General features: G+C 64.2%; 18 protein-coding genes. 14 read left to right on the top strand and 4 right to left on the bottom strand.

Annotated elements, in window-relative coordinates:
• The first annotated feature begins 12 nt into the window (after positions 1-12).
• The 7 genes from nuoN (at position 13) to mtnK (ending at position 6,431) form a co-directional block, all read left to right on the top strand.
• Positions 13-1,449 carry an NADH-quinone oxidoreductase subunit NuoN gene (nuoN, locus tag M2427_RS08620; RefSeq protein WP_280705821.1) on the top strand — a complete coding sequence of 479 codons (1,437 nt, stop codon included), beginning with the start codon at positions 13-15 and terminating at the stop codon, positions 1,447-1,449.
• Position 1,450: 1 nt separating this feature from the next.
• The gene (locus M2427_RS08615) at positions 1,451-2,257 is read left to right on the top strand and encodes a biotin--[acetyl-CoA-carboxylase] ligase (protein ID WP_280705820.1); all 807 of its coding nucleotides are present in this window, start codon (positions 1,451-1,453) and stop codon (positions 2,255-2,257) included.
• Positions 2,257-3,927, top strand: a complete 1,671-nt coding sequence (locus M2427_RS08610; RefSeq protein ID WP_280705819.1) for a ribonuclease J — start codon at positions 2,257-2,259, stop codon at positions 3,925-3,927. Before M2427_RS08615 ends, M2427_RS08610 begins: the two co-directional genes overlap by 1 nt.
• Before the next feature lie 69 nt (positions 3,928-3,996).
• Positions 3,997-4,401, top strand: a complete 405-nt coding sequence (gene mce, locus M2427_RS08605; protein ID WP_280705818.1) for a methylmalonyl-CoA epimerase — start codon at positions 3,997-3,999, stop codon at positions 4,399-4,401.
• Between the two features lie 8 nt (positions 4,402-4,409).
• Positions 4,410-4,685: a DUF1467 family protein gene (locus tag M2427_RS08600; RefSeq protein ID WP_280705816.1), complete on the top strand. Its 276-nt coding sequence runs from the start codon at positions 4,410-4,412 to the stop codon at positions 4,683-4,685.
• A 32-nt stretch (positions 4,686-4,717) separates the two neighbouring features.
• Entirely contained in the window at positions 4,718-5,065 is a 348-nt protein-coding gene (locus M2427_RS08595; protein WP_280705815.1) for a hypothetical protein, read from the top strand.
• Between the two features lie 85 nt (positions 5,066-5,150).
• Positions 5,151-6,431: an S-methyl-5-thioribose kinase gene (gene mtnK / locus M2427_RS08590; protein WP_280705814.1), complete on the top strand. Its 1,281-nt coding sequence runs from the start codon at positions 5,151-5,153 to the stop codon at positions 6,429-6,431.
• Between the two features lie 36 nt (positions 6,432-6,467).
• Here mtnK and M2427_RS08585 read toward each other — a convergent pair whose 3' ends face one another.
• A complete protein-coding gene (locus tag M2427_RS08585; protein ID WP_280705813.1) occupies positions 6,468-7,352 on the bottom strand; it encodes a hypothetical protein in 885 nt (294 codons plus the stop codon).
• Between the two features lie 281 nt (positions 7,353-7,633).
• Between M2427_RS08585 and M2427_RS08580 the strand changes: the two genes are divergently transcribed.
• The 6 genes from M2427_RS08580 to M2427_RS08555 all read left to right on the top strand — a co-directional run bounded on the left by M2427_RS08580 (position 7,634) and on the right by M2427_RS08555 (position 14,007).
• Complete coding sequence (locus tag M2427_RS08580; protein ID WP_280705812.1) at positions 7,634-9,223, top strand: ABC transporter substrate-binding protein; 1,590 nt, start codon at positions 7,634-7,636, stop codon at positions 9,221-9,223.
• A 73-nt stretch (positions 9,224-9,296) separates the two neighbouring features.
• Positions 9,297-10,220, top strand: coding sequence for an ABC transporter permease (locus tag M2427_RS08575; RefSeq protein WP_280706033.1), 924 nt, complete (start codon positions 9,297-9,299; stop codon positions 10,218-10,220).
• Positions 10,217-11,038, top strand: a complete 822-nt coding sequence (locus M2427_RS08570; RefSeq protein ID WP_280705811.1) for an ABC transporter permease — start codon at positions 10,217-10,219, stop codon at positions 11,036-11,038. The genes M2427_RS08575 and M2427_RS08570 overlap by 4 nt, the downstream gene beginning before the upstream one ends.
• Positions 11,035-12,015 (top strand): ABC transporter ATP-binding protein, encoded by a 981-nt coding sequence (locus M2427_RS08565; protein ID WP_280705810.1) that lies wholly within the window; start codon positions 11,035-11,037, stop codon positions 12,013-12,015. Before M2427_RS08570 ends, M2427_RS08565 begins: the two co-directional genes overlap by 4 nt.
• Entirely contained in the window at positions 12,008-13,039 is a 1,032-nt protein-coding gene (locus M2427_RS08560) for an oligopeptide/dipeptide ABC transporter ATP-binding protein (RefSeq protein ID WP_280705809.1), read from the top strand. Before M2427_RS08565 ends, M2427_RS08560 begins: the two co-directional genes overlap by 8 nt.
• Positions 13,036-14,007, top strand: coding sequence for an ABC transporter substrate-binding protein (locus tag M2427_RS08555; RefSeq protein WP_280705808.1), 972 nt, complete (start codon positions 13,036-13,038; stop codon positions 14,005-14,007). Before M2427_RS08560 ends, M2427_RS08555 begins: the two co-directional genes overlap by 4 nt.
• A gap of 75 nt (positions 14,008-14,082) precedes the next feature.
• Here M2427_RS08555 and chrA read toward each other — a convergent pair whose 3' ends face one another.
• The 3 genes from chrA to M2427_RS08540 form a co-directional block, all read right to left on the bottom strand.
• Positions 14,083-15,303, bottom strand: coding sequence for a chromate efflux transporter (gene chrA, locus M2427_RS08550; protein ID WP_280705807.1), 1,221 nt, complete (start codon positions 15,301-15,303; stop codon positions 14,083-14,085).
• Positions 15,303-16,757, bottom strand: a complete 1,455-nt coding sequence (locus M2427_RS08545; protein ID WP_280705806.1) for a multicopper oxidase domain-containing protein — start codon at positions 16,755-16,757, stop codon at positions 15,303-15,305. The genes chrA and M2427_RS08545 overlap by 1 nt, the downstream gene beginning before the upstream one ends.
• A 113-nt stretch (positions 16,758-16,870) precedes the next feature.
• Positions 16,871-17,173: a PadR family transcriptional regulator gene (locus tag M2427_RS08540; RefSeq protein WP_280705805.1), complete on the bottom strand. Its 303-nt coding sequence runs from the start codon at positions 17,171-17,173 to the stop codon at positions 16,871-16,873.
• Positions 17,174-17,501: 328 nt separating this feature from the next.
• Here M2427_RS08540 and M2427_RS08535 point away from each other — a divergent pair, with 328 nt between their 5' ends.
• Positions 17,502-18,968: a multicopper oxidase domain-containing protein gene (locus M2427_RS08535; RefSeq protein WP_280705804.1), complete on the top strand. Its 1,467-nt coding sequence runs from the start codon at positions 17,502-17,504 to the stop codon at positions 18,966-18,968.
• The last annotated feature ends 42 nt before the right edge of the window (positions 18,969-19,010 follow it).

Raw genomic sequence — 19,010 nt, 5'->3', positions numbered from 1 at the left:
CAGGATATCGCCATGAGCATTACGACTGCAGGTTATCAACTGGCGCCGGTGCTGCCCGAGCTCGTGCTCGCGATCGGCGCCATGGCGCTTCTGATGCTCGGCGCATATCGCGGGCAGGGCACCACGAGCACGGTCACGACGCTCGCGGTGCTGCTGCTGATCGCTGTCGGCGTGCTCGAATACGCGCTGCCGGCAGGCAAGCAGGTGACCTTCGGCGGCAGCTTCATCGTCGACGATTTCGCCCGCTTCATGAAGATCCTGGCGCTGGTCGGCTCGGCCGTGACGCTCGTCCTGTCGACCGAGTTCCTGTCCGATCCGTCGCGCCGCATCTTCGAATACCCGATCCTGGTGCTGCTCTCGACGCTCGGCATGATGGTGCTGATCTCGGCCGGCGATCTGATCTCGCTCTATCTCGGGCTCGAATTGATGTCGCTCGCGCTCTATGTCGTGGCGGCCTCGAACCGCGACAACGCCAAGTCGACCGAAGCCGGCCTGAAGTACTTTGTGCTCGGTGCGCTGTCCTCGGGCATGCTGCTGTACGGCTCCTCGCTGGTCTATGGCTTCACCGGCACCGTGAGCTTCACCGGCATCGCCGCGGCTGCGACGGTTTCCAATGTCGGCCTGGTGTTCGGCCTGGTGTTCCTGCTCGCGGGCCTCTGCTTCAAGGTCTCGGCCGTGCCGTTCCACATGTGGACGCCTGACGTCTATGAAGGCGCGCCGACCCCGGTCACCGCTTTCTTCGCCTCCGCGCCGAAGGTCGCCGCGCTCGCCGTCTTCACCCGCGTCACGCTCACCGCGTTCCCGGGCATCGTCTCGCAGTGGCAGCAGATCCTGGTGTTCGTGGCGATCGCCTCGATGGTGCTGGGTTCATTCGCCGCGATCGGCCAGAGCAACATCAAGCGCCTGATGGCGTATTCCTCGATCGGCCATATGGGCTTTGCCCTGGTCGGCCTTGCCTCCGGCACCGTCGAGGGCGCGCAGGGCGTGCTGATGTACATCGTGATCTATGTCGCGATGACGCTGGGCTCGTTCTCGATCATCCTCGCCATGAAGCGCAACGGCCAGGCCGTCGAGCAGATCAGCGATTTCGCCGGCCTCTCGCGCACCAACCCGCTGCTCGCCTTCATGTTCGCGATGCTGCTGTTCTCGCTCGCCGGCATTCCGCCGCTCGCCGGCTTCTTCGCCAAATGGTACGTCTTCGTCGCCGCCATCAAGGCGAATTTGTTCACGCTCGCCGTGATCGGCGTGCTCTCCAGCGTCGTGGGCGCCTACTACTATCTCACCATCGTCAAGACGATGTATTTCGATGAACCGGCCGGCCAGGTCGATCCTGTCAGGGTCGAGGTCAAGACCGTGATGGCGGTCTTTGGCCTGTTCAACCTGCTGTTCGCGCTGTTCGCGGGGCCGGTGGTGAGCGTCGCCTCCGCCGCCGCCAAGTCGTTGTTCTAGGATGGGCTTCGCGCTCGGTCCTCGCGCGATCGCGGCCGGCTACAAGCTCGCTGCCCTTGAGCGGACCGGCTCGACCAATGCCGATGCGATCGAAGCGGCGCGCGCGGGGGAGCGCGGGCCGATCTGGTTCGTCACGTCAGATCAGACCGCCGGCCGCGGCCGCCGCCAGCGCCCCTGGATCGCACCAAAGGGCAATCTCGCGGCCAGCGTCCTCGAAGTCCTCGATGTCGCGCCTGTCGTCGCCGCCACCATCGGTTTCGCCGCAGGCCTCGCCGAGGAGGCTGCGCTGGAGAAGGTCAGCCTCGAGGCCGCACTGCGGCTCGGTGAGGGCAGGCCGCGCTACACCCTGAAATGGCCGAACGACGTCCTCGCCAACGGCAAGAAGCTGGTCGGCATCGGCCTCGAGGCTGAAGCCGTCGGCGATCGTCTCGCCATCGTCGTCGGCATCGGCACCAACATCGTGGCCGCGCCCGAGGGCACGCCGACGCCGGCCATCTCGCTTGCAGCCCTCGGCGTCCAGATCAGCGCGGAAGAGCTGTTCTCCGCTCTGTCAGATGCCTGGGTCGAATTCCGCGGCATCTGGGACAATGGCCGCGGCTTTGCCGAAATCCGCAAGCTGTGGCTGGAGCGCGCCGCCCGCCTGGGTGAGCCGATCGCGATCCACACGGGAGCCACGGTGCTGGAAGGCATTTTTGACACGATCGACGACACCGGCTGCCTGATCGTCCGCACCGCGGAGGGGCGGCTTGTGCCGATCGCGGCAGGCGAGGTGTTCTTCGGCCCGGTCCGTTCGGTGGGAGCTGCGTGATGGCGAGGCCCGACGAGCTGGTGTTTGCGCCGCTGGGCGGTGTCGGCGAGATCGGCATGAACCTGTCGATCTACGGCCTCGGCGGCCGCCAGCAGCGTGCCTGGCTCGCGGTCGATCTCGGCGTCTCCTTCGGCGACGAGGAGCATCTGCCTGGCATCGATTTGATCATGCCTGATATCTCCTTCCTGGAGAAAGAGCGCAAGAACCTGATGGGCCTGGTGCTGACCCACGCCCATGAGGATCATTTCGGCGCCATCATCGACCTCTGGCCGAAGCTGAAATGCCCGATCTACGCGACGCCGTTCAGCGCGGCGCTGTTCGAGGCCAAATGCGCCGCCGAGCGCAACGCGCCGAAGATCCCGGTCACGGTTGTCCCGTCCGGCGGGCGGATCGATGTCGGCCCGTTCAATGTCGAGTTCATCCCGGTCGCGCATTCGATTCCTGAAGCGCATGCGCTCGCGATCCATACCGACGCCGGTATCGTGCTGCACACTGGCGACTGGAAGATCGATCCGACCCCGACGCTCGGGCGCCCCACCGACGAGAAGCGGTTGCGCGAGCTCGGCGAGGAAGGCGTGCTCGCTTTGATCGGCGATTCCACCAACGCCGTGCGCGATGGCCGCTCACCGTCGGAAGCCGAGGTCGCGCGAACCATCATTGATCTGGTGAAGGCGGCAAAAGGCCGCGTCGCGGTCACGACCTTTGCCTCCAACGTCGCGCGCATCAAGGCCGTGGCCGATGCGGCCAAAGCCGCCGATCGCGAGGTCGTCGTGGTCGGCCGCGCCATGGAGCGCGTGGTGCAGGTCGCGCGCGAGACCGGTTATCTCGACGGCGTGCAGAATTTCCGCTCGCCCGAGGTCTATGGCCATCTGCCGCAGGACAAGGTGCTGGCGCTCTGCACCGGCAGCCAGGGCGAGTCCCGCGCCGCACTGGCCCGCATTGCCAATGACGACCACCCTGAGATCACGCTCAATCGCGGCGACAGCGTGATCTTCTCCTCGCGCACCATTCCGGGCAACGAGAAGGCCGTCGGCTCGATCATCAACAATCTGGTGCTGCAGGGCGTCGAGGTTCTGACTGATCGCGACCATCTGGTCCACGTGTCAGGCCATCCCCGCCGCGACGAGCTGCGCGACATGATCTCGTGGGTGAAGCCGCAGCTGCTGATCCCCGTGCATGGCGAGGCCCTGCACCTGAACGAGCACGCCAAGCTCGCGCGCGCCGCCGGCGTGCCGCGGGTGCTGGTCATTCGCAACGGCGACCTCGTCAAGCTCGGCCCCGGCGATCCCGGCATCATCGGCGAAGTGCCGTCGGGCCGGCTCTACAAGGACGGCAACATCCTGGAGGATTCGAAATCCCGTGCAGTGGTCGAGCGCCGCCGCATGGCGTTCTCCGGCTGCGCCTTCGTCGCAATCGCCATGACGGCGCAAGGCGAGCTTGTCGACGAGCCCGAGGTCGATCTGGTCGGCATTCCCGAGAAGAACCGGGCGGGCGAGCCGCTCGACGACATCGTCTTCGATGCCGTGATGTCCACGATCGAGAGCCTGCCGAAGGCGAGGCGCCGCGATCCGGATGCGCTGGCGGAATCGGTGCGGCGCGCCGTCCGGGCCGTCATCAACGAACATTGGGGCAAAAAGCCCCCCTGTCTGGTCCACGTCCTGACAGTATAATCGTGTCGGCATGGTCCCGCGGGCGTGTCGCTCCGCGGTTTTGCAGATCATGCGCTGAGGGAGAAGAACATGCTGGGTCGCCTCAACCATGTCGCGATCGCGACCAAGGATGCCGTCAAGTCCGCGCGGATCTACGGCGCGGCGTTCGGCGCGCAGATCTCGGAAGCCGTGCCGCTGCCCGAGCACGGCGTCATCACCGTGTTTGCCACGCTGCCCAACACCAAGATCGAGTTCATCGAGCCGCTCGGGGAAGCCTCGCCGATCGCCAAATTCGTCGAGCGCAATCCCGACGGCGGCATCCACCATGTCTGCTACGAGGTCGTCGATATCATCGCCTCGCGCGACACGCTGGTGAAGGAGGGCGCGCGCGTGCTCGGCGACGGCGTGCCGAAGATCGGCGCCCACGGCAAGCCGGTGCTGTTTCTGCATCCGAAGGACTTTTCCGGCGCGCTGGTCGAAATCGAGCAGGCGTAGTCGGGATTATGGCCGTCCAGCTCTCAACCGCGCTCGCGATCTACTTCGTCATCTGGTGGATCGCGCTGTTTTTGACGCTGCCGTTCGGCGTACGCAGCCAGCACGAGGATGGCGTCGGCGCGCCCGGCACCGACCCCGGCGCACCCGTTCTGACCGGCATGAAGCGCAAGCTGATCTGGACCACGATCATCTCGGCGATCATCTATGGCCTTGGTGTTGCAGCCTATCACGCCGGCTATCTCTCGCTTGAGCGGCTGTCGCGATTGATGGGAATGCCGTTTTAGTTCTTTGCGTTGCGTTGTTGTCGGGGGAGCAAATGACTTTTCAGAGGATCGTTGTCGCGCTGCTGGTGTTGATCGTCGCCGGCCTTGGGGCGATCGGCTATGTCGAATGGAAGATGGCCGTGCAGGTGCGAACGCTGAAAGCGTTCGTCGAGGGCTATGTCTTCAACGAAGCCGTGCTGGCCTGCGAGCAGGCCAAGAGCTCGACCCCGTTCAAATGGAACGGCGGCAAGAGCACCTCGGTGATCGGCCTGAACTCGGTCAAGCTTGACAAATACACCGTCAGCGCCAGCTACACGCTGGTGGCGGACAGCGTTTATTGTGATTACGATCCCATCAAAAGAAAGGCCGAGATCGGCTCGAGCTTCCTGGAGCGGGAGTAACGATCCGGCCCGAACAGCATGATCCGGAAAAGTGTGAAGCGGTTTTCCGGCAAGATCATGCTCAAATACATGGGAGGGGATCGTCATGGGGCAGGGGGATTACCGGATTCTGCAGGAAGCGGCCTTGCGGGATTATCTCGCAGGCCTGACGGACCTCAAGGCGCTGCTCGGCGGTGAACCCGCCACGTGGGCCATCACCGAGGTCGGTGACGGCAATCTCAATCTCGTCTTCATCGTCAAGGGTGCAAGCGGCGGCATCGCCGTAAAACAGGCGCTGCCTTACGTCCGCCTCGTCGGCGAGAGCTGGCCGCTGCCGCTGTCGCGGGCGCATTACGAATATCTCGCGCTGTCCCGGCAGGCCAAGCTCGCGCCCGGCCTTGTGCCGGCGCTGCTGCATCACAACGAGACGCTAGCGCTCACGGTGATGGAACTGCTCGAGCCCCACATCATCATGCGCAAGGGCCTGGTCGCGGGCGCGCAATATCCTGATTTCGTCGACGACATCACGACGTTCATGGCGCGGACGCTGTTCTTCACTTCCGACCTTGCGCTCGCGGCCGCCGAGAAGAAGGAGGACATTGCCGCCTTTGCCGGCAACCATGCGCTCTGCAAGATCACCGAGGACCTGATCTTCACCGATCCCTACCGCATCGCCGAGCAGAACCGCTGGACCGCGCCTTATCTCGATGGTCTCGCCTCGTCCTTGCGCGAGGACATGGAGCTGCATGTCGCAATCTCCCGCCTGAAGCTGAAGTTCATGGCGAGTCCCGAGGCGCTGCTCCACGGCGACCTCCACACCGGCTCGATCATGGTGACGGCGTCGGAGACGCGGGTGATCGATCCGGAATTCGCCTTCTACGGCCCGATGGGGTTTGATGTCGGCGCAGTGCTGGCCAATCTGTTGATGGCCTATTTCGCCTCCGCCGGCCACGAGCGCGCGCCGGGCGAACGGCAGGTTTTCGAGAGCTGGGTGCTGCAGACAGTCGAGCAAGTCTGGAACGAGTTTTCGCGAAAATTCCTCGACCTCTGGCGGTCGGAGGCCAGCGGCGATGCCTATCCGGTCTCGCTCTTTACGGGCGAGAAGGGCGCCATGCGCCTCGAGGCCGAACGGCAGACCTACATGCAGCGCCTGTTCACCGACGCGGTCGGCTTCGCCGCAGCGAAGACAATTCGCCGCATCTTCGGTCTCGCCCACAACATCGATTTCGAGCTGATCGAGGACCCGCGCAGGCGTGCGATCAGCGAAGCGCGTGCGGTGCGGTTGGCGCGCGGGATGATGGTGGAAGCCGTGGCATTTCGGACGATCGCCGACGTCACGGGTGCGGCGCGGAAGCTGCGGGAGTGGACGCCGGAATTGTCAGGTTGAAGACGCCGCAATGACGGGCGAGACGGTCGCAGAATCCTAATAGAGATGCACCGGCAGCAAGACGCCATGCGTCTCAACCAGCAGACCCCAGGTCTCGTTGGCCGCGACCTCGAACTCCCGGCTGCGCGCGGTGCTGCCGTCCACTGTCAGCGTGACCTTATACTTGCCCGGCGACAGATCGAGCGTTTGGCTCTCCGGCAATTCGCCGGCCGCGTCGTCTGAATTCGCCAGGTTCGCTCCGGCATGCGCCGCCAGCTTGATGGTCCGCTCGTTGACGGTGACGACTGCCGCGTCGTCCGTCTTGTTGCCGAGCATCAGCCGCGCTTGCTCCGGTTTTGGCAGGAACCCTGCCGTCGCGACAGGGCGCTTGCGCAGCGACAGGTCGGCGATTGTCTTGCCGTCCTGACGGGCGAGCCGAAGCAACGCCGGTCCGTCGGCCGTGGTGTAGCCGATCACGGCGCGATCGGGCGCGACTACTGCGCCATTGTTCTCGGTCCAGCCACGGTCGTCGAGTGCGGCGCGAAAGAAGTCGAGGACCGCCTCGAGATCGCGCGGCGTCTCGACGTGAGCCGACCGGATGAAGGGCGAGTTGTTCGCGGTCATTAGGCCCCAGCCGCCGGGGAGTGGCAGGCCTACGTCTGCGGACATTTTGCTCTCAAAGGTCTGGCTGCCGGCTCGCACCAGCACCCTGAGGGCGTCGCAGAGCAGGCGCTCACCGAGAGTGTCGGGGGCGCAAGGGCCCGTGACCGTCCACCAGATATCGGCAACTTCCCCGTTTGACCGCGAGGTGTGGGACCAGCCGGCCTGGATGGCGCCGGTCAAACTGCCCCGGGTCGGGTCCGGCTTGACGGGGATCGCCATCGCAGCCGTTGCGACGACCAGACTGCCGGCGAGCACAATACCTAGCGTTCGGCGATTCATTTTTTCCGCGATCCCATTTTTTCGCGATTCTCGGGGTTCAGATAACGATCCTGAGCTTGGTCGCGTCGATCACGGAAAATGTTCACTGCTCGGGGCGCCTGATGACGCACCGCGTCATCAGGCGCCTTGCATCACCGGGAGACGCAACCTGCCCCCCAAGGTCTCCGTCGAGGGGCAGCTTCAGGAACCGGCATCGATTGCCATCAAAACGAAGCTTGCTTTCGACTAGCGACGAATGATCAAATCTCTGACCGGAAGATACCTGCGTTGTTGGGGGACAGATGATGTTAAGGAAGATTGCGATCGTCGCGGCATTGGGTCTGGCGCTCGCCGCCCCGGCAGAGGCCCAGACGCCGCGCAAGGGCGGAACCATCCGTATGACGGCGCCCTACGGCTCGAGCTTCACCAGCCTCGACATCCACACCACCCAGCGTGCCCAGGACGAGATCTACGCCAAGGGCCTGCATCGCTCGCTCTACATCTGGGACTCTGCGGAAGGAAAGCCGGTTCCGGAGCTCGCGAAGGAAGTCGTCGTCTCGGGCGGCGGCCTGGTTCAGACCTTCAAGCTCCGCGACGACGCCTATTTCCACAACGGCCGCAAGATGACGGCCGACGATGTCATCTGGTCCTTCAACCGCATCATGGACGGCACCAAGGCCTATCCGGGCGCGCGCTTTGTCCGCATCATCGAGGGCGCGGCGGCGGTCGAGAAGGGGCAGGCCAAGGAGATCTCCGGCCTGAAGAAGATCGACGATTTCACCCTCGAGATGAAGCTGACCGAGAAGGTCGATCCCGGCTTCTATTTTTTCACCGCGCTGACCTCGATCTATCCGGCGGATGAGGCTGCCAAGGACAGCTTCATCCAGCATCCGATCGGCCTCGGGCCGTTCAAGTTCGTCGAGCACGTGCCGGGCTCACGCATCGTTCTGGAACGATGGGAAAAGTTCTACAAGCCCGGCAAGCCCTATGCCGACAAGATGATCGTGTCGGTCATGGGCGAGGCCGCTGCGCGCGATGTCGCCTTCCGCAACAAGGAGATCGACACCTCCGTGCTCGGACCCGCACAATATGTCGCCTATCTGGCTGATCCCAACCTCAAGGACACCATCGTCGACGTCGCCGAGGTCTTCACGCGCTATATGGGGATGAACCCCAATTTCAAGCCGTTCGCCGACAAGCGCGTGCGGCAGGCCATCAACTACGCGATCGATACCGATTTGATCATCAGCAAGCTGGTCAAGGGCAAGGCCTATCGCGCCACCAGCTGGCTGCCGTTGACCTCGCCGGCCTACGACAAGACCTTGAAGCCGTATCCGTATGATCTCGCCAAGGCCAAGCAGCTGCTTGTCGATGCCGGCTATCCCTCAGGCTTCGAATTCGAATGGACCACCAGCCAGAACGAGAGTTGGGGCCTGCCGATCGTCTCGGCCGTGATCCCGATGCTGGACAAGGTCGGCATCAAGGTGAAAGTCAAGCAGGTCGAGGCCGCCGTGCTGTCGGAGGTGGTTCGCACCGGCGACTATCAGGCCTTCATCTACTCGCAGCAGACCGGCCCGGATCCTCAGGCTGCGCTGAAGTGCTTCCACTCCTCGACGCCGCAATCGGCCTGCAACTACATGATCTACAAGAACGCCGAGTTCGACAAGATCCTGGATGAGGCCGGGCAGGCCGATGACGCTGCCAAGCGCACCCAGCTGCTGCAGAAGGCCAATGCGCTGCTCTATGAGGAGGCGCCGGTCTGGTTCTTCAACTACAACAAGGCCGTCATGGCCGTGCAGCCCTGGCTCCACGGGATTCAGAAGAACCCGACGGAGCTGACCCATCAGAACGCCGAGGAGCTCTGGGTCGACGAGACCTCGCCCGCAAAGTGACACGCGTTCTCGTGCTCCTTCCATCGCCATCCTTTCATCGCTATGAGCGATGGAAGGAGGGAAGAAAGTGCCGATGCTCTCCTTCCTGATCCGCCGTCTCCTGCAAACCATTCCGACCGTGCTCGCCGTCGTGCTGCTGGTCTTCGTGCTGTTCAGCGTCGTTCCCGGCAGCATCGCCTCGAGCATCAGCGACGACGTCGATCCCCAGGTCGAGCTGCGCCTGAAGCAGCAGCTCGGCCTCAACGATCCCGTCCCTGTGCGCTTTGGCAAGTACATCGCCAAGCTCGCGACCGGCGATTTCGGGACGTCGTTTCGGACCCGCGAGCCCGTCACCAGCATGATCGCCAAGCGGGCCTGGCCGACGCTGCAATTGATCTTTACGGCCATGGCGTTTTCCGTCGTGGTCGGCGTGCCGCTCGGCTTCATCGCCGCGTTGCGGCCGGGCGGTCTCGTCGACACAGCGGCGATGGTGGTTGCGGTGACGGGCCTCTCCATCGCCAAATTCTGGCTCGGATTGGTGATCATGTACGTCTTTGCCCTGAAGCTCGGCTGGCTGCCGAGTTTCGGCTATGGCGACGGCAGCCTGAAATATCTGCTGCTGCCGGCCTTGACGCTCGGGGTCTCGCCGATGGCGCTGTTTGCCCGGACGACACGCGCCGCCGTCCTCGAGATCATGACCGCCGATTTCGTCCGCACTGCGCGCTCCAAGGGCATGAGCGAGACGCGTGTGGTAAAATGGCACGTGATGCGCAACGCGCTCGTCATCATCCTCACCACCGTCGGCCTGCAGTTCGGTGGGCTGATGGGGCAGGCGGTTGTCGTCGAAAAACTTTTCTCCTGGCCGGGCATCGGCTCGCTGCTGGTGGACAGCGTCCTGCAGCGTGACATTCCGGCCGTGCAGGGCTCCATTCTCGTGGTGGTGCTGGCCTTTCTCGCGATCAATTTGCTGATCGATGTGCTCTACGGCGTGATCGATCCCAGGATCCGATACGCATGAAGCTTCGCGCCAATCTCATCATCGGCGGCGCGCTGTTCGCGCTCGCGATCCTGGTCGGCGTGCTCGCACCCTGGCTCGCGCACACCGATCCCGTCATGGACGCCAATTTGATGAATGCGGAAGAGCCGCCTGGCTGGACCTGGTGGTTCGGCACCGACGATCAGGGCCGCGACATCTATTCCCGCGTCCTCTATGGCGCGCGTGTCTCGTTGACCGTCGGCATCATCTCGCAGCTCATCAACAGCGTCATCGGCGTGGCATTGGGCCTCAGCGCCGGCTACTGGGGCGGCTGGTGGGACGATGTCGTCAACGCCCTGACCAACGTCATGCTCGCGATCCCCTCGCTGATCTTCGCGCTCGCCATCATGGCGGTGCTTGGGCCGGGCCTGACCAGCCTCCTGATCGCGCTCGGGCTGACGAACTGGTCCTATACCTGCCGGATTGCGCGGGCCTCGGCGCTGTCGCTGCGGAGCCAGGGCTATGTGCAGGCGGCCACCGTGCTCGGCTATGGCGATCTGCGCATCATGATCACGCAACTGCTGCCGAACATGTTGGGGCCGATCGTGGTCATCGCCACGCTCGGCATGGGAAGTGCGGTGCTGTCCGAGGCTGCTCTGTCGTTCCTCGGCCTCGGCGTTCGTCCGCCATTCCCGAGCTGGGGCAGCATGCTGTCGGACGCCCGCGATCAGATCACGACGGCGCCATGGCTCTCGGTCTTTCCCGGCCTCGCCATCTTCCTGACGGTGCTCGGGCTCAATTTGCTCGGCGATGGCCTGCGCGACATTCTCGATCCCCAATCGCGGAGCCGGCGGGCATGACGGGCGCGCCGCTGGTTGAAGTCGAGGATTTGCGCATCGATCTGGACGACGGCTCGCGGCGCGTGGCCGCGGCCGAGAGCATTTCGTTCCGGATCGATCGTGGCGAGACGTTTGGTCTCGTCGGCGAATCCGGCTGCGGCAAAAGCATCACGGCGCTCGCCTTGATCGGCCTTTTGCGGCCGCCGCTGTCGATCGGCGCCGGCATCATCAGGTTCGACGGGCGCGAGATCCAGCATTTGTCCGCGGCCGCCCAGCGCGACCTGCGCGGCAACAGGATCGCCATGATCTTCCAGGAGCCGATGACGGCGCTCAATCCGGTCTCGCCCGTGGGCCGGCAGATCGCCGAGATGTTCGTGCTGCACAAGGGCAAGAGCTGGCGGGAAGCCAACCAGCTCGCGGTCGAGGCGCTGGCTAATGTCCGCGTGCCCGCGCCGGAGCGGCGCGTCCACGACTATCCGCACCAGCTCTCCGGCGGCATGCGCCAGCGGGTGATGATCGCGATTGCGCTGGCCTGCGGTCCGGATCTGCTGATTGCGGACGAGCCGACCACCGCGCTCGACGTCACCGTGCAGGCCGAGATCATCGAGTTGATGCGCAATCTCTGTGCCGAGCGCGGAACGGCGATCCTGATGATCAGCCACGATCTTGGCCTCGTCGCCAATGTCTGCCGCCGTGTCGCCGTGATGTATGCCGGCCGTATCGTCGAGGAGCGAGGCTCGGCCGATATTTTCCGCGCGCCCGCGCATCCCTACACCCAAGGCCTGGTCGACTCGCTGCCGCGGCTGGGCAGCCGCGCAGCGCTTGGCAGGACGCGGCTGAAGGAGATCGCGGGCGTCGTCCCGGCGATTTCGAATTTCCCTGATGGCTGCAGGTTCAATCCGCGCTGTGCAAATGCGACCGACATTTGCAGAAGCGTGGTGCCGACGGCGGATTTTCTGGAGGACGGCGGCCTGGTGAGGTGTCATCACCATGCTTAATCCGCAGGGGAGCGCGAACGACGATCTCATTCTCAGCGTCGAGGACCTCGCGGTGCATTTTCCGCTCGGCGGCGGCCTGTTCGGACGCGGCCAACGGCTGCTCCGTGCCGTCGACGGCGTCGATCTCGAGCTGAAGCGCGGGGAGTGCCTTGGCCTCGTCGGCGAGTCCGGCTCCGGAAAATCGACGGTGGCCTTGTCGATCCTCGGCCTGTTGGCGCCGACGCGCGGCCGCATCGTGCTGGACGGGCAGGTGATCACGGGCAGGCCTTCCGGCGATCGCAAGGCGCTGGCCCGCATCGTGCAGATGGTGTTTCAGGATCCCTACGCCTCGCTCAATCCGCGCCAGACGGTGCGCCGTACGCTCGAAGATCCCTTGCGCGTCCACGGCGTGACCGCAAGAAGCGAGATCGAGGACCGCGTCGCCACCATGCTGCGTCACGTGGGCCTGCGCCCCGAACAGGCCGATCGCTACCCCCACGAATTCTCCGGCGGCCAGCGCCAGCGCATCGGCATTGCCCGTGCGCTGATCCTCAATCCAAAAATCGTCATCTGCGACGAACCGGTGTCGGCGCTCGACGTTTCGATCCGCGCCCAGATCATCAACCTGCTGCTGGAACTGAAGGACACGCTCGGTCTGTCCTACATTATGATCAGCCACGACCTCGGCGTCGTTGAGCACATGAGCGACCGGGTCGCCGTGATGTATCTCGGCCGCATCGTCGAGAACGGCGACTGGCGCGAAATTTTCGAGCGGCCGGCGCATCCCTATACGCAGGCGCTGATTGCGGCGATTCCCGATCCCTTGCATCATGCCCCCCTGGCAACGACAGGCGGCGATCTGCCCAACCCGCTCAATCCGCCGAACGGCTGCGCATTCAGCCCGCGATGCCGGTATGCGGACGATTTGTGCCGGCGAGAGCCGGGGCCGGTGCTGGAGACGCGTCCCGACGGGCATGCGGTGAGGTGCTGGCGAAGCGAGGAGATTGCAGCCTTGCTCGCCCGCACCGACGAGGAGATTCAATGAAACGGCGCGACTTCATCGCGACCATTGGCATTGTACCGGTGTTCGTGGCGTTCAACGCGCACGCGCGGCCGCGGAGCGTCGGTTTTATCAAGTTCGGGTCGGCCGATGCCTATGTGCCATTTGTCGCTGCGTTCAAGAATGGCCTCCGCGAAACGGGCTATGTCGAAGGCCCCGATGTGATCATCGATTACAAGTGGGTCAAGAATGACGGCGACGCCGGCCGGGCCGCCCTGTCTGAATTCGTGCGCGGCGGGGTGCAGGTTATTTTCGCGGCAGGTAGCGGCGAAGCCTTGGCTGCACGGGCCGCAACGCCGACCATTCCGATCGTGTTCTATAGCGCCGGTGATCCGGTCGCCATGGGCCTTGTCCAGAGTCTTAATCGGCCCGGAGCAAATGTAACGGGCATCAGTCGCTTGAGCCACGCATTGGGGGCCAAGCGGCTCGAGCTCGTGCAACAACTGGTGCCCGGGGCAAAAGCCATCGCGCTCCTGGTCCGACCGGATAATCCCAGCGCAGCGATCGAAATCGAAGATCACGTCGCCGCGGCAAAGGCACGCGGCCTGCACGCACCGATTTTTGAGGCCCGCGATGCCGCCGAAATCGGCCGAGCGTTCGACGCTGCAACCGAGGGGCGCGTCGATGCGCTCGTGGTTGCCGGCAGTCCGCTCTTTACCGCGCAGCGCGGAGACATCACAAAGCTCGCGGCGCAACACGCGATCCCGACCATCTATCCCGAGCGGGACTATGTGGAAGCCGGCGGCTTGATGAGCTATGGAGCCAGCTTCGCAGACTCCTGGCGTCAAGCCGGTACTTATGTCGGCCGCATTCTCAAGGGCGAAAAACCTGGAAACCTGCCGGTGCTGCAGCCGACCGCGTTCGAACTCGTGATCAGGAGCAGAACCGCGACGATCCTGGGGCTTCAAATTCCACAGAACCTTCTCGCCACCGCCGATCTGGTGATCGAATGAGGCAACGATGACGCCTGTTCCTGATGTTCGCTGATATCGTCGGTTCGACGGGACTGTCAGCGAAGCTTGCCGACCTCAAAGCAGCGCCATGGCCGTTCCAGCGGCCGCGCTGAAGGCGACGACGACCAGCGGCGGGGCGCGCCAGGCCACCAGCAGGACGAAGCCGGTAAGCGCGATGCCGAAATCCCGCGGCGAATGCACGGTGGTGGTCCAGACCGGATTGTAGAGCGCTGCGCCCAGCACGCCGACCACCGCCGCGTTGACGCCGCGCATCATGGCCTGGGCGCCGGCGCGCTTCCGGAACGAGTCCCAGAACGGGAGCGCGCCAAGCAGGACCAGGATCCCCGGCAGGAAGATGCCGACGAGGCCAAGCGCCGCACCGGCCACTCCATGCGGCTCCGGAGAGACCACCGTGCCGAGGTAGGCCGCGAAGGTGAAGAGCGGGCCCGGCACGGCCTGGGCAGCGCCATAGCCGGCGAGGAAGGCGTCGTCGGTCAACCAGCCCGGGGTGACGAAAGCCTCACGCAGGAGCGGGAGCACGACATGGCCGCCGCCGAACACGAGCGCGCCGGAGCGGTAGAAGGCGTCGAACAGGGCGACACCAGCGGACCCGGTCAGGCTGCGCAGCGCGGGGAGGCCAGCCAGCAGGATGACGAACATCCCGAGCGTGATCAGCCCGACAGTGCGTGACACGGGGATCTCGACATGCCCGGACGGCGCCGCCGCATCGCTGCGGCAAAGCCACAGGCCGGCAAGCCCGCCGAGAACGATCGCGCCGATCTGGGCGATCGACGCCGTGCTGAAGAGGATGATCAACGCCGCCACGACCGCGATCGAGGCGCGCGCGCGATCGGGGCAGAGGCTGCGCGCCATGCCCCAGACCGCTTGCGCCACGATGGCAACCGCCGTGAGCTTCAATCCGTGCAGCAGGCCGGCGCCGAGAGGGCCACCCAGTGCGCCGGCGCCATAGGCGAACAGCACGAGGATCACGGCCGACGGCAAGGTAAATCCGGCCCAGGCGGCGAGCGCGCCGAGATAGCCGGCGCGCATCAGCCCGATCGAGAAGCCGACCTGGCTGCTGGCGGGACCGGGCAGGAACTGGCACAGCCCAACCAGATCGGCGTAGGCGTGCTCGTCGATCCATTTCCGGCGCACGACGAACTCGTCGCGAAAATAGCCGATATGGGCGATCGGACCGCCGAAGCAGGTCAGACCGAGCTTGAGGAAGATGCGCAGGACCTCCAGCGGCGTGCCGCGGTGGGCAGGGAGGGGCGTCGTTTCGGGGGGAGTGTCCATTATGCGTACTCGAACAGGGCCATGAATCCGAAATCCATGTGCAGTTGCTGATGACAGTGGAAGAGCGTCATGCCTGGATTGTCGGCGACGAAGTCGAACTCAATCTCCTGGAAGCCACCCAGCATGACAACGTCCTTGACCACGCCGGCGGTCGGCTTGCCGCCGACCCGCACCAGTTCGAAGCTGTGACGATGGAGGTGCAGCGGATGGATGTCGTCGCTGGCATTGCGGAATTTCAAGCGGTAACGGCTACCCTGCTGAACTTTGTACATCGGCTTCATCGTGTCCATCGAGAACGCTTCGCCATTGAGGGTCCACTGATTGAAGCCGTTCAGCGCCCCGTTGCGCTTGAGGATCATGATTTCCATGGTCTCGTCCGGTTTTGCCGGCGAGGCGCCTGGCTTGCCGAACAGCGTGTAGTCCCACTTGTAGGGCTTCGGCTTCGCCCACTGCGGCTTGCCCTTGGCACCGGCGTACTCGACGACAATCCCCATTCCCCGCTTGCGATCGTCGTCGGCGAGGTCGCCCATGACCCAGACGCCGGGGTGGTTCATCTCGACGATGGCCGAGATGCGCTCGGCCGTCCCGAGCCAGAGCACCGGCACATCCTTCGGCGCAGGCACGGGGTTGCCGTCCAGCGCGACGACCCTGAACGAGTGCCCAGGCAGCGCGAGACTTCGGATCTCGCCGGCGCTGCCGTTCAGGACGTGGAAGAGCACGCGTTCGCCCTGCTTGACGCGGACGGGCTCGCCGTGGCCCAGCATCTTGCCGTTGATCGAGAAGAGGTCGTAGCCGACCTCGAAGCCCTTCGCCTTCTCCTGGGCCTCGTCGTCGGACTTCTTGCCGAGGTCTTTCAGCTCCTTGATTTCCTCGCCGGCAAGAAAGTCCATCGCCATATCGCCGCCACGGCTGAAGGACGGTTCGCACTCTTTCAGAACCAAAAACACCTCGCGATCGTAGGCGCCAGGCTCGTTCTTCGGCTCGATGTAGACCGGCCCGACCTGGCCCGTGTAGGTGCCGCGGTTGAGGTCGCCGCCGGCAATGGTGTGCGTATGGTAGAAGCGGAATCCGGCGGGTTTCGGCACGAAAGAGATGCGCCGCATCCCATGCGGCGGGACGAAAGGCGTGCCTTCCTCGGCCGCCCCGTCGACGTCGCTCGGGATCGTCTGGCCGTGCCAGTGAACGAGCTCCGGCACGTCGGTGTCGTTGTGGACGTCGACGATGGCGCGCTGCCCTTCCTTGAAGCGCAGCAGCGGGCCCGGAAACTGGCCGTTGTAGAGCGTCGTTGACACGATGTGGTCCGGAGCGAGTTCGGCGAGGCCGGTCGCGATCCGCAGGATGTAATCGGCCTTCTCCTGGTCGCCTTGCGCGAAGGCGGGCGTTGTGCGGGTCTGCAGCCCGACCAGCGGGATGAGAGCCCCGCCCGCGAGCAGGGAGCGGCGACCAATCGGCATGTCGGGAATCCTCCACCAGGCTGCGCCCCAGCCCGCGGCGGCTTTATCGGGTTCCGATATCGATAACCGATATTCCAACGAAGGCAAGTAACTTCCCGGGTGGATGGCCGTTCCTATCCCTTCATGGCTTCGCCGGTGAATTCCTTGACGCGGACCTTGGCCAGCGCGAGCCCTTTTTTGCCCAAAGGCGTGGCCCGATACAGCTTTCGGGCGGTGCGGCCCTCGCGCTGCTTGCGGGACTTGAGGTAGCCCCGCTGTTCCATCGCGCTCAACAGCGGATAGAGCGTACCAGGACTGAGCTTGTAGCCGTGCCGCGCAAGCTCTTCGATGATCCACTGGCCGTAGATTTCGTGCTCGGCGGCATGATGCAGGATGTGCAGGCGGATGAAACCGTTCAGCAGATCCTTGAATTTCATTTCGGTGCACCTTCAGCGGATTGGCAGAACGCAAGAACCCGGTGCCCCCTGCGGGGCTGCCTGACAATACATCAAAATCGGTCATCAGCCACGGGCGTGACCGCTGCCCACCGTAATCTGACGATACCGTGAGCCAAGCATGGCTTCCCCAAGCATTCGCGATAGAGCGGATTGCCGTCGATGCCGATCCTGAAGGTGGAGGCCGTTGGATGAAGGTCATGTTGTTGTTGCGTCGCTCGCGGTGCCGCAGCATGGTCACCATCACTAGCAACGCGAGACTTTCCTCACGTCGCGGGCACATTGACGCTGGTTTTTGTCGGAGGTCGTCATGATCACACGTCGATCGCTCATCGTCGGCACGGGCGCCGTCGCGTCGGCGACCATATTAGACGCGCGGTTCGGCCGAGGCGAAATAACGCGCGGCGGCGGCCATCTTCCGATTCCGCAACTCATCGACGCCGCCAATCACCACAACGCGATCAGGCTTACGGTGTCAGCCGGTCACCACGAGTTCTACAAGGGAAAGCCTGCCCGGACTTACGGCTATTCCGGGCCGATCCTCGGTCCCGTGCTTCGGTTCCGGCGGGGAGACCATGTCGAGATGAGCGTCCGCAACGAGCTCGGCGTTGCGACCACGGTCCACTGGCATGGCCTGCTGGTCCCGGGTGATGCCGATGGAGGGCCTCAGCGAAAGATCGCACCAGGGGCAACCTGGCGGCCCACGCTTTCGATCGACCAGCCCGCCGCGACGCTCTGGTATCACCCTCATCCGCATCACGACACGGGCCGGCAAGTCTACCTCGGTCTTGCCGGGCTGATCATTGTCGAGGACGGAATTGACCTGGGCCTGCCCGATCGCTTCGGCGTGGATGACCTGCCCCTCATCATCCAGGATCGGGTCATCGACGAGACTGACGGGTCGATCGGTTACGATCTCGGTCAACTTGACGTCGTGTATGGCGTCCGCGGCGATACGGTCATCGTCAATGGCGCGATTACGCCGACGGCCAACGTGCCGGCAGGGTGGGTTCGGTTACGGCTTTTGAACGGATCCAACGCCCGGAACTTCGAACTGCGCTTTCAGGACGGCCGCACCTTCCATGTCATCGCTTCCGACGGCGGCTTTCTCTCACGGCCGGTGCCGATGTCGGTGCTGCGCATTTCGCCGGCCGAGCGTTTCGAAATTCTGGTCGATTTCGCGGATGGGCAGCCCGTGGTTCTCCAGACGGGACCGGATCGGGCGATGGGTCTGTTTGGCGCGATCTCCGACGCGGGCACCGACGAATATGCTCCGGTCATGCGTTTCGAGGTGGATCCGGCACCCGCAGCAGCAAGGCAGCTGCCATTTCAACTCGTCGAGCCGGAGGCGGTTGACCCCAGCGCGGCGGTGCAGAGGCGTCAATTCGTTCTCAACAACGGTCTATGCGGTCAGCGGACGCGCATGAGCAATCACGGGAATTTACCGGCGATCATCGGAATCAATGGCCAAGTCCACGATCCCAGGAGGATCGACGTCGAGACCAGGCTTGGAACGAGCGAGGTATGGGAGATCGTTTCAGTCGGAATGCCACACCCCTTCCACGTCCATGGCGCCATGTTCCGCGTCCTTACCCTCGACGGCAAACCTCCACCCGAACATCTCACAGGCTGGAAGGATGTCGTTCTCGTCGAGGACAAGGCCGAGCTACTGGTCAAGTTCACCAAGCGAGCCACGCGAGAGTATCCGTTCATGTATCACTGCCACATCCTCGAACACGAAGACGCCGGCATGATGGGGCAGTATGCCTGCACGTGAGCGCAGCACCTGCGAAGTCTTGCACAGCGCTCGTCGTGGGGA

The sequence above is a fragment of the Bradyrhizobium sp. BR13661 genome, from assembly GCF_029892425.1.
Taxonomy (GTDB): domain Bacteria; phylum Pseudomonadota; class Alphaproteobacteria; order Rhizobiales; family Xanthobacteraceae; genus Bradyrhizobium.
This window is presented reverse-complemented; position numbering and strand designations above follow the sequence as displayed.

What these genes read in the sequence shown, in the direction of transcription:
- M2427_RS08540 (WP_280705805.1), bottom strand. Translation starts at nt 17,173, where the DNA reads ATGAAATTCAAGGATCTGCTGAACGGTTTCATCCGCCTGCACATCCTG.
- mtnK (WP_280705814.1), top strand. Translation starts at nt 5,151, where the DNA reads ATGGGGCAGGGGGATTACCGGATTCTGCAGGAAGCGGCCTTGCGGGAT.
- M2427_RS08615 (WP_280705820.1), top strand. Translation starts at nt 1,451, where the DNA reads ATGGGCTTCGCGCTCGGTCCTCGCGCGATCGCGGCCGGCTACAAGCTC.
- M2427_RS08565 (WP_280705810.1), top strand. Translation starts at nt 11,035, where the DNA reads ATGACGGGCGCGCCGCTGGTTGAAGTCGAGGATTTGCGCATCGATCTG.
- M2427_RS08580 (WP_280705812.1), top strand. Translation starts at nt 7,634, where the DNA reads ATGATGTTAAGGAAGATTGCGATCGTCGCGGCATTGGGTCTGGCGCTC.
- mce (WP_280705818.1), top strand. Translation starts at nt 3,997, where the DNA reads ATGCTGGGTCGCCTCAACCATGTCGCGATCGCGACCAAGGATGCCGTC.
- M2427_RS08600 (WP_280705816.1), top strand. Translation starts at nt 4,410, where the DNA reads ATGGCCGTCCAGCTCTCAACCGCGCTCGCGATCTACTTCGTCATCTGG.
- M2427_RS08575 (WP_280706033.1), top strand. Translation starts at nt 9,297, where the DNA reads ATGCTCTCCTTCCTGATCCGCCGTCTCCTGCAAACCATTCCGACCGTG.
- M2427_RS08555 (WP_280705808.1), top strand. Translation starts at nt 13,036, where the DNA reads ATGAAACGGCGCGACTTCATCGCGACCATTGGCATTGTACCGGTGTTC.
- M2427_RS08545 (WP_280705806.1), bottom strand. Translation starts at nt 16,757, where the DNA reads ATGCCGATTGGTCGCCGCTCCCTGCTCGCGGGCGGGGCTCTCATCCCG.
- M2427_RS08595 (WP_280705815.1), top strand. Translation starts at nt 4,718, where the DNA reads ATGACTTTTCAGAGGATCGTTGTCGCGCTGCTGGTGTTGATCGTCGCC.
- M2427_RS08570 (WP_280705811.1), top strand. Translation starts at nt 10,217, where the DNA reads ATGAAGCTTCGCGCCAATCTCATCATCGGCGGCGCGCTGTTCGCGCTC.
- M2427_RS08610 (WP_280705819.1), top strand. Translation starts at nt 2,257, where the DNA reads ATGGCGAGGCCCGACGAGCTGGTGTTTGCGCCGCTGGGCGGTGTCGGC.
- M2427_RS08585 (WP_280705813.1), bottom strand. Translation starts at nt 7,352, where the DNA reads ATGAATCGCCGAACGCTAGGTATTGTGCTCGCCGGCAGTCTGGTCGTC.
- nuoN (WP_280705821.1), top strand. Translation starts at nt 13, where the DNA reads ATGAGCATTACGACTGCAGGTTATCAACTGGCGCCGGTGCTGCCCGAG.
- M2427_RS08535 (WP_280705804.1), top strand. Translation starts at nt 17,502, where the DNA reads ATGATCACACGTCGATCGCTCATCGTCGGCACGGGCGCCGTCGCGTCG.
- M2427_RS08560 (WP_280705809.1), top strand. Translation starts at nt 12,008, where the DNA reads ATGCTTAATCCGCAGGGGAGCGCGAACGACGATCTCATTCTCAGCGTC.
- chrA (WP_280705807.1), bottom strand. Translation starts at nt 15,303, where the DNA reads ATGGACACTCCCCCCGAAACGACGCCCCTCCCTGCCCACCGCGGCACG.